Source organism: Candidatus Sulfotelmatobacter sp., assembly GCA_035498555.1.
Taxonomy (GTDB): Bacteria; Eisenbacteria; RBG-16-71-46; order RBG-16-71-46; family RBG-16-71-46; genus DATKAB01.
In genome coordinates, this window is sequence record DATKAB010000030.1 from 1 (window position 1) to 13,548 (window position 13,548).

General features: G+C 68.6%; 10 protein-coding genes. 5 read left to right on the top strand and 5 right to left on the bottom strand.

Annotation, left to right across the window (positions count from 1 at the left end; all coding sequences use genetic code 11):
• Positions 1-232: 232 nt before the first annotated feature.
• Entirely contained in the window at positions 233-3,514 is a 3,282-nt protein-coding gene (locus tag VMJ70_03080) for a T9SS type A sorting domain-containing protein (GenBank protein ID HTO90093.1), read from the top strand.
• Positions 3,515-3,531: 17 nt separating this feature from the next.
• Here the strand turns inward: VMJ70_03080 and uraH are convergent, their stop codons facing one another.
• The 4 genes from uraH to allB are packed head-to-tail and all read right to left on the bottom strand — an operon-like array spanning position 3,532 to position 7,116.
• On the bottom strand, positions 3,532-3,876 hold the full coding sequence (uraH, locus tag VMJ70_03085; GenBank protein HTO90094.1) for a hydroxyisourate hydrolase: 345 nt from the start codon (positions 3,874-3,876) through the stop codon (positions 3,532-3,534).
• Between the two features lie 28 nt (positions 3,877-3,904).
• The gene (gene uraD, locus VMJ70_03090; GenBank protein HTO90095.1) at positions 3,905-4,417 is read right to left on the bottom strand and encodes a 2-oxo-4-hydroxy-4-carboxy-5-ureidoimidazoline decarboxylase; all 513 of its coding nucleotides are present in this window, start codon (positions 4,415-4,417) and stop codon (positions 3,905-3,907) included.
• Positions 4,414-5,682, bottom strand: a complete 1,269-nt coding sequence (locus VMJ70_03095; protein HTO90096.1) for a Zn-dependent hydrolase — start codon at positions 5,680-5,682, stop codon at positions 4,414-4,416. The genes uraD and VMJ70_03095 overlap by 4 nt, the downstream gene beginning before the upstream one ends.
• A gap of 9 nt (positions 5,683-5,691) precedes the next feature.
• Entirely contained in the window at positions 5,692-7,116 is a 1,425-nt protein-coding gene (allB, locus tag VMJ70_03100; protein ID HTO90097.1) for an allantoinase AllB, read from the bottom strand.
• A 28-nt stretch (positions 7,117-7,144) separates the two neighbouring features.
• Between allB and VMJ70_03105 the strand changes: the two genes are divergently transcribed.
• From VMJ70_03105 to VMJ70_03120, 4 genes are all read left to right on the top strand, one after another.
• On the top strand, positions 7,145-8,809 hold the full coding sequence (locus VMJ70_03105; GenBank protein ID HTO90098.1) for a peptide ABC transporter substrate-binding protein: 1,665 nt from the start codon (positions 7,145-7,147) through the stop codon (positions 8,807-8,809).
• The gene (locus tag VMJ70_03110; GenBank protein ID HTO90099.1) at positions 8,806-9,729 is read left to right on the top strand and encodes an ABC transporter permease; all 924 of its coding nucleotides are present in this window, start codon (positions 8,806-8,808) and stop codon (positions 9,727-9,729) included. The genes VMJ70_03105 and VMJ70_03110 overlap by 4 nt, the downstream gene beginning before the upstream one ends.
• Positions 9,726-10,649 carry an ABC transporter permease gene (locus VMJ70_03115; protein HTO90100.1) on the top strand — a complete coding sequence of 308 codons (924 nt, stop codon included), beginning with the start codon at positions 9,726-9,728 and terminating at the stop codon, positions 10,647-10,649. The genes VMJ70_03110 and VMJ70_03115 overlap by 4 nt, the downstream gene beginning before the upstream one ends.
• A gap of 359 nt (positions 10,650-11,008) precedes the next feature.
• The gene (locus VMJ70_03120; protein HTO90101.1) at positions 11,009-13,090 is read left to right on the top strand and encodes a glycosyltransferase family 39 protein; all 2,082 of its coding nucleotides are present in this window, start codon (positions 11,009-11,011) and stop codon (positions 13,088-13,090) included.
• Positions 13,091-13,201: 111 nt separating this feature from the next.
• Here VMJ70_03120 and VMJ70_03125 read toward each other — a convergent pair.
• The coding region (locus VMJ70_03125) for a hypothetical protein (protein ID HTO90102.1) at positions 13,202-13,548 on the bottom strand (347 nt) is incomplete at its 5' end.

A 13,548-nucleotide genomic window follows, 5' to 3' on the forward strand; every position in this document is an offset into this window, starting at 1 on the left:
TCAACTTCTTCCTGCGCGGGCTCTCGTGCGGGGCGCTGACGGAAGCCGAGGCGCTCGCCACCGGGCTCACGCTCGAGGAGATCCGCGGCCGCAGCTTCGTGAAAATGCTGGCGGGTCGGCAGGCGCGCGCTTCGAATTGACACGGATGCGCGGCATTGGGCAGTACGATGCCATTGTTCCCGCGCGGGCGCGTCGCTACAATGGGGACTGCCGGGGGAAAGGCTGACCTCTCATGCGCGCCTCTCTCCAACACCGTCTGCACCGCAGCGCCCTCCTCGCCCTTGTCACGCTGGCTCTCCACATCGGACCCGCGCGAGGCGCTCCCGCCCCGGCGCGGATTCCCGACGGCGGCAGCGGTTTCTTCGTGGTGCGCGAAGACAACCGCACCGGCGGCGAACTTGCGCCGCTCCGCCTCTATCCGCTCGAGACGCGAAGCGAGCTGGCACCGGACGTCATCGTTCAGCACTACAGCAACGACGGCGATCTGACACCGGGTTGGCCCGCGACAGGAGTATCGGTGGTCACCGGCCCTTCGGACGCGTCCGCGCCGGTGGCGATCTCGGATGGCGGCGGCGGAGTGATCGTGTTCTGGACCGACTATCGAGGCGGAACGCCGACGCCGTTCGCCCAGCGCATTGGGGGAAACGGGGCGCGGCTATGGAACGCGGGCGGCGTTTCACTGGCGGGATCGAGCCGGCTGCGCGAGCTTCAGGCCGTCACGTCGGATGACTCGGGCGGAGCGTACGCTGCGATCTCGGATCGCGGGGATCGGGAATCCGACACCAATCGGTTGCGACTTGTCCATCTTTCGGCGGGCGGCACCGCCGCGCCCGGATGGCCTGCGGATGGCGTCACGCTCTCAAGCGCCGTCGGCGTCGATCAATTCCTGCGGTTGTTCGCGGACGGTTCGGGTGGTGCGACCGTCATCTGGCAGCACTTCGAGGCCGGGCCGCCACCGGCGCCGGTCTACGCGCAGCGCGTGAGCGCTTCAGGAGCCTTGCTGTGGACGCCGTCGAGCGGAGTTCAGGTGCCGGACGACTATCCTTCGATCCCGTTCCAGTATCCGAGGGCCTACGCTTCCGACGGAGCGGGGGGGTTCTTTCATTTCTATTCCGGCGGCGGTGACTTGTTCGGCCAGCATATGGATGGCAGCGGGGCACTCGCCTGGGGACCCGGCGGAGCACTCCTACTCAAGGGCAGCGCGAACGCCTACCTCACCGCCACCACTGACGCGCAAGGCGGAGCCTTCGTCTACTGGGCGGACACCTATCCCGAGCTCCTCGCGCTGAGAGTGGCCTCCACCGGACAGCTGGCTGCCGGCTGGCCTTCGTCGGGCGTCGTGGTTGCATCGCCGATCGCCGCGCCGGATCTGGCCTCGGTGCGTGTCGCGGTGGACTCGCTGGGTGCCTCGATCTGGATCTGGCCGGTCGAGGGGTGCAGCGACTACGGGTGCGATCCCTCGGGCGCCATGTTGCGCGCGGTGAAGCTCGATCCTTCCGGCGCGATCGCTCCGGGCTGGCCAGCCATGGGCGCCACGCTGACGGATGCCCACGCGGACCCGCCGTCGACGCAGGCGTTCCTCGATGGTGCCGGCGGCGTGGTGGTGACCTGGACGCTGAACGTGCTCGGCCATCTCGAAACCGATCTCTTCATGGGACACGTCGATGGGTACGGCTCGCCCGCAATGGGCGCCGGCAAACCGCTGTTCAGCCAGGAGCGCTGCCAGCGAGGCCCGGCGATCGTGGCCGACGGAAGCGGTGGCGCCTACACGCTCTGGCAGGAGCGAAGGCAGGACGCGTGGTCGATCTACTCTCGCCAGGTGAGCGGCGCCGGCGGCGTCAGCCCGCAGAGCCTGCTGTTGTGCGCCGGCGGCGGTTCGCGAGGCGACATCCGCGCGTGCACCGACGGGTCGGGCGGCGTGATCGCGACCTGGCGGGACGGTCGTCAGTCTTACGACCAGCTCTACTCGATTCGCTTTCACGATTCCACCCTCGATTGGCCTTTCGAAGGGCTGCGCCTCGACTACTCGCTCGCCTATACCCCGCAGCTGGGATGTGCCCTGGAGAGCGATGGCGGCGGCGGTGCCTACTCCCTGTGTGGCCAGCCCTACGCCGTGCTCCATTGGCTCGACGGCGTCGGGCCGATCTGGGGACTCCAGATTCCCGGCGCGCCGACGCCGAAAGCTGTGCAGGGAAGTCATTCGCTGGCGCGCGATGGCTCGGGCGGCGTGTACGCCGGGGTCATGAATGACGGTCACCTGATCGTTCTGCACGTCTTCTCGAACATGATGCTCGACTGGTCCGGCAATGGCGTGGCGCTTGGCGACAGCGTATGCGAATCGCCCGGCCCGGTTCTGGGCTTCGATGGCGTGGATGGCGTTTGCGTCGCATGGCTCGAGGGCGACTACTGGAACCCCGGGGCCGCACTCCGAATCGCGCGCCTGGATCGAGACGGCGCCCCGCCGCCTGGCTGGAGCATGATCGGCTTCGCCGCCGACTCGACCGACGGCCTGAAAGTTCCGATCGAGATCGGTTCCGATGGCGCTCGCGGCATCGTGCTGGGATGGATCCGCTCGACCGCGAATGGCGGCTGGAAGGCGTACGCTCAACGCTGGGACTCGACCGGAACCGCCATGTGGGGGCAGAACGGCATCCCGATCTCGACCGCGCCCGGAAGTCAGATCCTCACGCATCTCATCGCGTCCGCGAGTGGCGGCGTGATCGCGACCTGGATGGACGCCCGCAACTCGTCGTGGGACATCTACGCCCAGCGGCTTGCCAACGACGGTTCTCGCCTGTGGAGCGCCGGCGGAGCGGCGATCTGCACCGCGCAAGGGCCACAGCGCGAGCCGGTGATCGCCAGCGATGAGGCCGACGGCGCGATCGTCGCCTGGTCGGACCTGCGCGATCTCACCGCCGATCAGATCTACGTGGCGCATGTTCGCTCGGACGGCGTGCTCGACTGGACCAGTGACGGCATCACGCCGGCACTGGCAAGCCTGGTGTCGGCCTCGATCTCGGACGGCGTCGCGCGTCTGGTCTGGCAGCTCGCGCCGGGCGAGCGCGCCGCCATCGAGCGCAACGCCGGATCGGGGTGGATGGATCGCGCCTCGGTCGTCGCCGACGGCTCGGGACGCGCGACGTTCCTGGACTCGGGCCTCGTGCCGGGCACGCGCATCGGGTGGCGCGTTCGAGTCGGCGATGGCCCGGGTTCGACCAGCGCGGGCGAAACCTGGCTCATGGTGCCGCCGGGCGCGCAGTTCGCGCTGCGCGGCGTGCTGCCGAATCCCTCGGCAGGAGATCTGGTGGTGTCGTTCTCGCTACCGGCGCAGGCGCGCACCACGCTCGACGTGCTTGACGTGCAGGGCCGGCGGGTGCTGTCGCGCGATCTCGGGTCGCTCGAGGCGGGCGAACATCGAGTGCGACTCGAATCGTCGCTCGGGCCCGGGCTCTACTTCGCGCGCCTCATTCAGGGCGCGCGGCGCGCCACCGTGCGCTTCGCGCGGATCGAATAGCGCGGTGATCGCCGCCCTCAGCTCCCGCGATACGTCGAATACCCGTAGGGGCTCAGCAGCAGCGGCACGTGATAGTGCTGCGCGCCGTCCTTCACCTCGAACGTGATCGCGGCCTCGGGATGGAAGCAGTCCTGAGATCGCGCACGGAAGTACTCTCCGGTGGCGAACGTCAGGCGATAGCGGCCGGCGTCGAGCTTTGCACCGCTCGCCAGGAGGTCGCGCACCCGACCATCGTCGTCGGTCTTCCGATCGGACAGCGTCACCCAGCCCTTGTCGCGCGTGTGCAGCTCGAGCTTCACGGCGAGGCCGCGCGCCGGGCGACCCAGCGCCAGGTCGAGCACGTGCGTGGTGATTCCGCTCATCGGCCTTTCTCCCGCGGTCGCGTTCCGCTCACGACGACTCGGCCAGCAGCTTCTCCAGCCGCAGCTTCGCGATCTTCCTCTGCTCGCCGGCGGCGACCTCGAGCTCGGTCTCGGGGTCGTGGCCGCTGCGCTCGCGCAGCATCTCGAGCATCTGCGCCGCAGTCTTGCCGGTCGCGCAGACGATGAAAATGTAGCCGAAGCGATCCCGATAGGCACGGTTCTCGTTGGCGAGCGAAAGCAGTGTCATCTCGTCGGCCATCGCCGCGCCGCGCTGCTCCTCGCCGGCCCAGGCCGCCGTGCTCGCGAACTTCGCCCGCAGCGACTCGACGTCGCCGATCATCGGATGGTGAGCGAAGGCTTCCAGCCAGTCCTCGCGCTCGAGCCTCGCGAAGGCTCGATCGGCCGCGGCATGGAGCGCCCGGACATCCTTGAACGGGCGCGCCGCCATCATCTCGCGCACCCAGCACGCCGATCCGCAGCAGCGCTCCAGTGCGGCGTGGGCTTCGGCGTCGGTCAGAGCATTCAGCTGCGCCAGAGTCATCGGCTTCCTCGCGCAGCCAGCGTCGCCAGTCTCGGCAGCAGCTCGCGCGCGAACGCGACGCCGGCGGCGAGCTGGTCGGGCTCGGTGAACTCTTCGGGCGCATGGCTGATGCCCCCGCGACTCGGCACGAACAGCATCAGCGAGGGGATGCCCGCGGAGGCCAGGATCATGGCGTCGTGCCCGGCGCCGCTCGGCATCCGCCGGCAGGCGATGCGCCGCTCGGTGGCCAGCCCGCTCGCGGCGTCCACGAACTCGTCCGACATGGCGATCGGTTCCTGTCGCGAAACCGTCTCGAGCGCCAGCGTCACGCCGCGGCGCTTCGCGATCTCCCGCGCCGCGGCCTCGATCGAGCCCGCCAGCTTCTCGAGCCGCGCGGAATCGACGTGGCGGACGTCGAGTCGCAATTCGCACGATCCGGCCACTACATTATAGAGGCCGGGCTGGGCGTTGGCCGCGCCGGCGGTCGCCACCGCGGGATCGCCCATGGCGAGCGCCGCGTGCTCCGCCGCGAGTGCCAACTCGGCCGCGGCGGCCAGCGCGTCGTGGCGCAGGCGCATCGGCGTCGTTCCGGCGTGACGCGTCTCGCCGGTGAGGGTCGCGCGCACGCGGCGGAAGCCGGCGATGCGATCGACGATGCCGAGCGCGAGCTTTTCGCTCTCGAGCACCGGGCCCTGCTCGATGTGCAGCTCGAGAAACGCCGCGATCTCGAACGGCGCGGCGGCCTTCCCGTCGAGCCCGCCCGGGGCGGCGCAGCCGTTGGCCGCGGCGCGCGCCAGCGCCTCGGCCCACGTCACTCCCTCGGCGTCGCGCGAGGCCCCGGGCTCGCCGATTGCGAGTTCTCCCACCATCGCCCGCGCGCCGAGAAACGCGCCGGGAAAGCGGCTGCCTTCCTCCTCGCAGGTGACGAGCCCGACGATCGGCGGCTCGCACGAGCCGCGCAGCTCGGCGGCGAGCAGCAGGCCGGCGAGCGCGCCGTACGGGCCATCGAGCGGGCCCCCGTTTCGGACCGTGTCGAGGTGCGAGCCGGTGAGCACCACGCGCGCGCCCGGCCGAACCGACGCGTCATGCAGATAGAGATTGCCGGCGCGGTCGCGCGTGGCTTCGAGTCCGCGCGCCTTCGCCGCTTCGACCAGCCAGCGTTGCGCTTCGCACCAGGCGTCGTCGTAGACGAATCGCGTGACGCCCGGCCCCGGTGCCGAGAAGCGTGACAGTCCTTCGACGAGGCGCGAGAGCTCGCGCGCCGAGAGGTCCTGGGCCGGGCTCATCTCGCGACGCTAGCCGACACCGCGCGCGCGGTCGAATCGCGCCCCGCCCGGCACCGGTTCGGGGACCAGTCGCCCGAGTGCTGCGCCCGTCGCCGCCCCTTCCTCGGCGACGCGCTGGCCGCGCAGCCAGGTCGCGACCGCGCGGCCCTTGAGCGTGCGCCCCAGATAGGGCGTGAGCTTGTGGCGTTGCTCGAGCAGCGGCGCTTCGACCGTCCAAGATCGATCCGGATCGAACGCGATCAGATCGGCGTCGCGCCCCGGAGCGATCGCCCCTTTGCTGGACTCGATGCCGGCGAGCCGGGCCGGCGCGGCGCTCATCCAGTGGGCGACGTGGGCGGCAGTGAACCCACGCGCGCGCGCCTCGCTCCAGACCGCCGCCAGCGAACATTCGAGCGACGCGATCCCGCCCCAGGCCGCCGTGAAATCACCGCGCTCGCGTTGCTTCATCGCCGGCGGACAGGGCGAATGGTCGGTGGCGATCAGGTCGATGAGTCCCTCCCGCAGCCCGGCCCACAGCGCTTCGCGATTGGCGCGCTCGCGGATCGGCGGCGCGCACTTGAATTCGGTCGCGCCGTCGGGAATCGTTTCGGCGTCGAAGCACAGGTAGTGCGGGCAGGTCTCGATCGTCAGCCGCAGCTTCGAGCGCCGCGCTTCGCGAATCATCGGCAGCGCCTCGGCCGCCGACAGGTGCACGACGTGCACGCGGCAGCCGGTCTCGCGCGCCAGCCGGATCAGCAGCTCGATCGCCTCGCATTCGGCGGCCGCCGGCCGGCTCGCGAGCCAGGTCGCGTGGGCGCGGACGTCGCGCCCCTTCACCGACGCGGCCGCGGCTTCCAGCGCCCGCGGCGATTCGGCGTGCGCCAGCAGCGGCAGCCCGAGCCGAGCCACGATCGGCATCGCTTCACGCAGCTCGCGCTCACCGACGTGCGTGAACTCGTCCACACCCGAGGGCGCGAGGAAACACTTGAAGCCGAGCACGCCGGCTTCGGCCAGCGATTCCAGCTCGCGCGCGTTGCCCGGAACGACGCCGCCCCAGAAGCCCACGTCCACGTGGCATTGCCCGCGGGCGGCCGATCGCTTGGCCGCGAGCGCCGCCACCTCGCAGGTGGGGGGCACCGAGTTGAGCGGCATGTCCACGAGCGTGGTGATGCCGCCGGCGGCGGCGGCGCGCGTCGCGGTCGTGAATCCCTCCCACTCGGCGCGGCCGGGCTCGTTGACGTGAACGTGCGAGTCCACCAGGCCGGGCATGAGCCACAGCGAGCCCAGATCCTGTCCACCCGCGGCGCTGGGATCGGCGGCGGCGACTTCCGTGATGCGGCCTCCGGAAATCGTGACCACCGCGTCCATCACGCCGCCCGGCGCGACGGTGTGGCGCGAGCGCAGCCGAATCGGCCCCGTATTCATCGCGCGCAGCATACGAACTCGCGCGGCCACGCGCATCCTCGCTGCTATACTTGCGCCGATGCCCCGAACGCAATCGGCTCTCGCGCTCGCCCTGATCGCGCTCTTCACCGCCTGCACGCCGCGCGCGCAAGACGCCCGCCTGGCGTCGAACGAGCGCTGGTTCGGCAACGTCACGCCACCCCGCGACAACGTGTTGCGCTTCAATCTCGGCGCCGAACCCGAGCTGATCGACCCGTCGCTGGCGGTCGGGCAACCCGACGGCCGCGTCGCCCGCATGCTGTTCCAGGGTCTGACTCGCGAGGATGCGAAGACTCTGGCGCCGCGCCCCGGCTGCGCCTATCGCTGGGAGGTGAGCGCCGACGGCCGCCTCTACACGTTTCATCTTCGGCCGGGGCTCGAGTGGAGCGACGGCTCGCGCCTGACCGCCGAAGACTTCCGCTGGTCGTGGATCCGCGTGCTGACTCCGGCCAACGCCGCGCGCTACTCGAGCCTGCTCTTTCCCGTAGCGAACGCCGAGCGCTTCAACGACGGCCGGCTGAAGGATGCGGACAGCGTCGGAGTGCACGCCCCCGACGACAGCACGCTGGTGGTGAGGCTCGAGAATCCCACCGCTTACTTCCTGTACCTCACCCAGTTCTACACCTACCTGCCGGTGCCGCGCCGCGTGATCGAGCAATGGGGGGATCGCTGGACCCGGCCCGAGCACATCGTCGGCAACGGCGCCTTCCTGCTCAGTGCCTGGCGGCAGAACGCGTACTTCAAGTTCCGGCGCAATCCGCGCTTCTGGAACGCCGCGGCGGTCAAGCTCGACGGAGCGATCGGCTACACCATGGACGACCTCAACACCGCCGTGAACCTCTACAAAGCCGGAGTGCTCGACTGGAACCCGAGCGGTTACATGCCCTCTCAGTACATCCCCTACCTGCGTGGCTATGCCGACTTCCACTCGGGGGATTACCAGGGCACCTATTTCTACTCGATGAACGTGACGCGCAAACCTTTCGACAACGTGTGGGTGCGACGCGCGCTGAATCTCGCCGTGGATCGCGACGCGATCGCCAACGATCTCCTCAAGGGCAGCCGCAAGCCCTGGGGCGACTTCACGCCGATGGGCTATCCCGGCTATCGGCATCCGCCACCGCTGCCGTTCGATCCCGCCCGGGCGCGCGAGTGTCTCGCGCGTGCCGGCTATCCCGATGGCAAGGGCTTCCCCAGGGTCGCGATCCTGTTCAACACCAGCGAGGATCATCGCAAAATCGCCGAAGCGCTCCAGGCCATCTGGAAGCGCGAGCTGCACATCGACGTCGAGCTCTCGAACCAGGAATGGGGTTCGTTCCTCCAGGCCACGACCGCGCTCCAATACGACATCGCGAGGCGTTCGTGGATTGGCGACTACCTCGATCCCTACAGCTTCCTCGGGCTGGGAGTGACCGGCGATGGCAACAACCGCACCGGCTGGAGCGACCCGCGCTACGATGAGCTGTTGCGCCGGTCGTCGCGCGAAGTGGATCCGGCGCGGCGCCTGGCCGTGCTCACCCAGGCCGAGTCGCTCCTGCTGGCCGACGGGCCATTCATTCCCGTCTATCACTACTCGACCAACGAGCTGATGAAGCCCTACGTCCACGGGATCTATCAAACCGCGCTCGACGTCCACCCGCTCGACGAGGTCGTCATCGACCGCGACTGGCAGCACGAGCCCGCTCCGGTGGCCGGGGCCCGTTGAACCTCTGGAACTTTGTCGCCCGCCGGGTGCTGCTGATGATCCCGACGCTGTGGGCGATCGCGACGATCGCCTTCTTCATGGTGCATGAGGCGCCGGGCGGCCCGTTCCAGTCGGAGAAGGAGATCCCTCCCGAGGTGAAGGAGCAGCTGCTCCACAAGTACGGGCTCGATCGCCCACTCGGCGAGCAGTATCTGCGTTTTCTCTCCCACGCCGTGCGCTTCGACTTCGGCCCGTCGTACAAGTTTCCCTCGCGTCAGGTGCGCGAGATCATCCTCGACGCGCTGCCGGTCTCCGCCGAGCTGGGCGGCTGGGCGCTGCTGGTGGCGCTGCTGTTCGGCATCCCGATCGGCGTCTTCGCGGCGGTCCATCACAATTCGCGCGCCGACTACGCCTCGATGGGCCTGGCGCTCGCCGGAGTTTCGATCCCCAACTTCGTCCTCGGCCCGGTGCTGGCGCTGGGACTCGCGCTCACGCTCTACCTGTTTCCCCCGGCGCTGTGGGAGAGCCCCTCGAGCCGCGTGCTGCCGGTGCTGACGCTCGCCACCGCCTACGTCGCCTACATCGCGCGCCTGACGCGCGCCGGCATGCTCGAGGTGCTGGGGCAGGACTACGTGCGCACCGCGCGCGCCAAGGGCCTGCGCGAGCGCGCCGTGGTGCTCAAGCACGCTTTGAGACTCGGCATCCTGCCGGTGGTCTCGTATCTCGGCCCGGCGGCGGCGCGCATCATGATGGGCTCGATCGTGGTGGAATCGATCTTCGCGGTGCCGGGGCTCGGGCGCTATCTCGTCAACGCCGCGTTCAACCGCGACTACACCCTGGTGCTCGGCGAGGTGCTGTTCTACGCCACGTTTCTGATGGTGCTCAATTTGCTGGTGGATCTGCTCTACACCCGGCTCGATCCGCGCGTGGAGCTGGCGTGAGCATCGGCATCGCGCCTCCGGCGCACGTGGCGCCCGCCCCGCAGCTCGCGCTCGCGCCCGGGCGGCACTCGAGCCTGTGGGGCGACGCCTGGCGCCGACTCACCCGCAATCGAGCCGCGGTGCTGTCGGCGGCGTTCCTGCTGGTGGTGTTCGTGCTGGCGGCGGGGGCGGCGTGGCTCCCGGGGCTCGCCGATCCCACCGCGCAGGATCTCAGGCTCGGGGCCACGCCGCCTTCGCTCCAGCACTGGTTCGGAACCGACGATCTCGGCCGTGACACGCTGGCGCGCGTGATCTACGGCGGTCGCATCTCGCTCCTGGTCGGGCTGGTGGGCACCCTGGTGAGCCTGATCGTCGGCGTCACCTGGGGCGCGGTGGCGGGCTATCGCGGCGGCGCGCTGGACGACGTGATGATGCGCATCGTCGACATTCTCTACTCGCTTCCCTACATCTTTCTCGTCATCCTGCTGCTGGTGTTCTTCAGCCGCAGCCTGGTGATGCTGTTCGTGGCGCTCGGCCTGGTGCAATGGCTGACCATGGCGCGCATCGTGCGCGGGCAAGTGCTGTCGCTCAAGCGCCAGACCTTCGTCGAAGCGGCGCGCGCGTTGGGCGCCAGCGACTCGGCGATCATCTTCCGGCACATCGTGCCCAACACGCTGGGACCGGTGATCGTCTACACGACGCTCACCGTGCCGGCCGTGATCCTGCAGGAGGCGTTCCTGTCGTTCCTCGGGCTCGGCGTCCAGCCGCCCGACGCTTCGTGGGGGACGCTGGTGTCGGACGGCGCACGCGTGCTGGTGTTGTTTCCGTGGCTGGTGTTCTTCCCGGGTGCCGCGCTGTCGCTCACGCTCCTGTGCTTCAACTTCCTCGGCGACGGATTGCGCGACGCGCTCGATCCGCAGACCCGGAAGGATCTGGGCTAACTCTGCTCGCCCGAACAGCGGATAGAGGCTGCGCGACTTTTCGGCAACTCGGCTCATAACACATCTTGGGCCTCAGTCAACGGCAACGCTGCGACACCTCGGATATTCAGACGAATCCGCGCATAGTGGCGCACAGCTCGGGGGGCTCACCGCTGTCGACACCCTGACTCGGAGTTTGGCGGACACCTTCGCCGTAGGCGCGGTCTGGTCGCCGCGATCTGAGGGTAGGCTTCAAGGTCACTGAGACAATTGCCGATAACCGCAGAATGGCGGTCGAGGATCCAAGAGCCTCAGGACCAAGTCTGCAAGTCTGGAGGCTGACAAGCAGTCGCGTTGCCCTGCTCGTCTCGCTTTGGGCCGTGTTGTTGCTGGTCGTCGTCGGCCTTTGGCACCGCACGCCTCTCTACACGGCCGAAACCGACCTCATCGGCGAGTACGTGCCCGCCGCGCAAGAGCTGATGTCGGGTCACATCGACCTTGCGCACTACACGTTCAAGGGCCCTGGGTACCCGCTGATGATCGCCGTCGCCGCGAGGGCATTCGGCGGAGACGCAGCGCTCGCCGCCCGCTTTCTGAGTCCCATCGCCGCAGCGCTGGCAGTGTGGGCTGCGTACCTCCTGGCCTCGGTGAGCCTCGGTGAGCGCATCGGCGCGTTCACCGCGCTCGCGTTGATCTTCAGCCCGATCATGGTCCGCTATGCAATCGAGGCCGGAACCGACGCGCCCGCGGTCGCCCTCATGCTGCTTTCAACCTGGCTCGTGGTGGCCCGACGAGGCCTGCTCGGAATGTTGGCTGCAGGCCTCCTTGCTGGCTACGCCGTGCTGACCCGGTCGAACGCGGTGTTCCTGCTTCCTTGCGCCGCCGCAACCCTTCTCGTGAGAGCACGACGAATTTCATCTGTTGCGATCTACGCGCTGGGCGCCGCTATTCCAATGGTCGCATGGACGGTGATCGCGTCGCGCGTGGGCCCAAGCCCGCCTGATCGCAATTACCTGAACGTCGCCTGGGAACTCTACGGCCGCGGCGTGCCGTGGGACACCTTCCAAGTCACCATCGGGAAACAGTTCCACTCGATGCGCGACGTATTCATGTTCTCTCCACTCCGGGCGATCACCCATGTCGCGTGGAATCTCGTCTACTTCCGCGTGCGCGACTGGGGCGAACTGGTCACCCCGCTGCTTGGGGTGTTCGCGTTTCCCGGCGTGGTCTTGATGGCGCGAAACCCAACTGCACGCGCGTGGTCGGTGCACGCCGCCGCATGCGGTGTGGTGCTTGCCGCTGTTTTCTACAACCCGCGCTTCGGCATGTACCTGCTTCCCTTCTACCTGGCTTCGGCGGGGCTGGCCTTGACATGGTGCGCTTTTCGACTCAACTCACTCCCAATGCAATCGAAATTCCGTTCGCTCCGCGCGCTTGCCGTTCCCGTCGTGGGGGCGCTCGCGTTGGGCGGCTCCGGCACCGTCGCCACGACCTCAGCCGTCAACATGCTGGAAAACGCGCCTCACGAGACCAGAATCGCCGGCCAGGAACTGAGGTCCCTTGGGCTCTCGGGTCAGTCGATTGTCGCGAGGAAGCCGCATGTCGCTTATTACGCCAGCATGAAGTACGTCGCTTTCCCGGACGACATTCCGCTCTGGCGCTTTCCTGCCTGGGCGCGTTCGACCGGGGCGCAGTACCTATTCTTCTCGGGTGTCGAGCAAGTCATGCGTCCGAACTTCGCGGTGCTTGCGGAGTCTGCCCTGGCGCTACCGGGCTTCGAGCAGGTCCTCTGGCAGCGAGTCGATCCGACTCGGTTTTACGCGGTGTATCGCCTGACCGAGCCCGCATCCGACTCCGCGGCATTTGCAGCCCGCTACCGGGATGCGCTGTACGTCTACGACCGGCACCATCCGCAGATCGAGTCGAAGCTCTACGTCGCCGTGCAGCTCCTGGAGTTGGGCTTGCCTGCCGACGCCCTCGCGCGTCTCGACAACATTGGTGTCGCTGGGGACCGGGACCCGGCGGTTCAGCGGTACCGCTCGATCGCCCTAGTCGGCGTCGGACAGTGGAGCGAGGCCGCGCAGGCCTGTTCCAAGAGCATGGCGTTGGGAGGACCGACAGCCTGGCATTGGGGTCAGCTTGGCCGGATTGGAATGCACGAGGGCAAGCTGGCCGCTGCCGAGAAGTGCTTCGAAAACGCGGTCTCGCTGGAACCGGCGAGCCTTTCGTATCTCGAGCAACTCGGCCTCAGTCGCATCGCGCAGCGGAATCTTGCGGGAGCCGCCGGCACGTTCGAGGCCTGCTTGCGACTGTCGCCGAACGACCTGCGCCTCCGGCGAGAAGCGATGGGCGCCTGGCAGCTCGCCGGTAACGGCTCGCGAGTGCAGCAGCTCTACACAGAAGGCGTGCAGGCGGGCCTCGCCCCTGCGGCGCTGCTGAACGGATCCGACGCGGGCCACTAGCTGAGCAAGCTTGCCCGCACTGGGGCCCGAGCGTCTTCGGACAGGTCATCCGAAAGTCGGCGGGGACGCTCGGAGCCCAATCTTCGGTGCGTCAGCACCGGCGCGCTCACGCTACCCCAACGGAATCGCGCGCTGCCGCTGGTCGTTCGTCATCGTCTGCTGCGCTCGAATGATCTCGCGCGCGCGATCCACCTGCCCCCACACGTTCCACAGCAGCACGCCCACCACTACTCCCTCGCTCAGGTAGTAGACGATGCCTTCGCGGAATTCCTCCTTCCACACCGCCTCGGTCTGATAATGCGGGCTCAGGTCGCCGGCCGCCTCCCAGCCGAGCTCGAACAGGTCGGAGTAGAACATCGGAATGTGCTCGTAGCGCTGCTCGGCCCCCGCCATGTTGGCGCCCACCACCCGGCCGTGCTCCCTGGCGTGGTCCTCGTGCTCGGTGCGCACGCGCATGC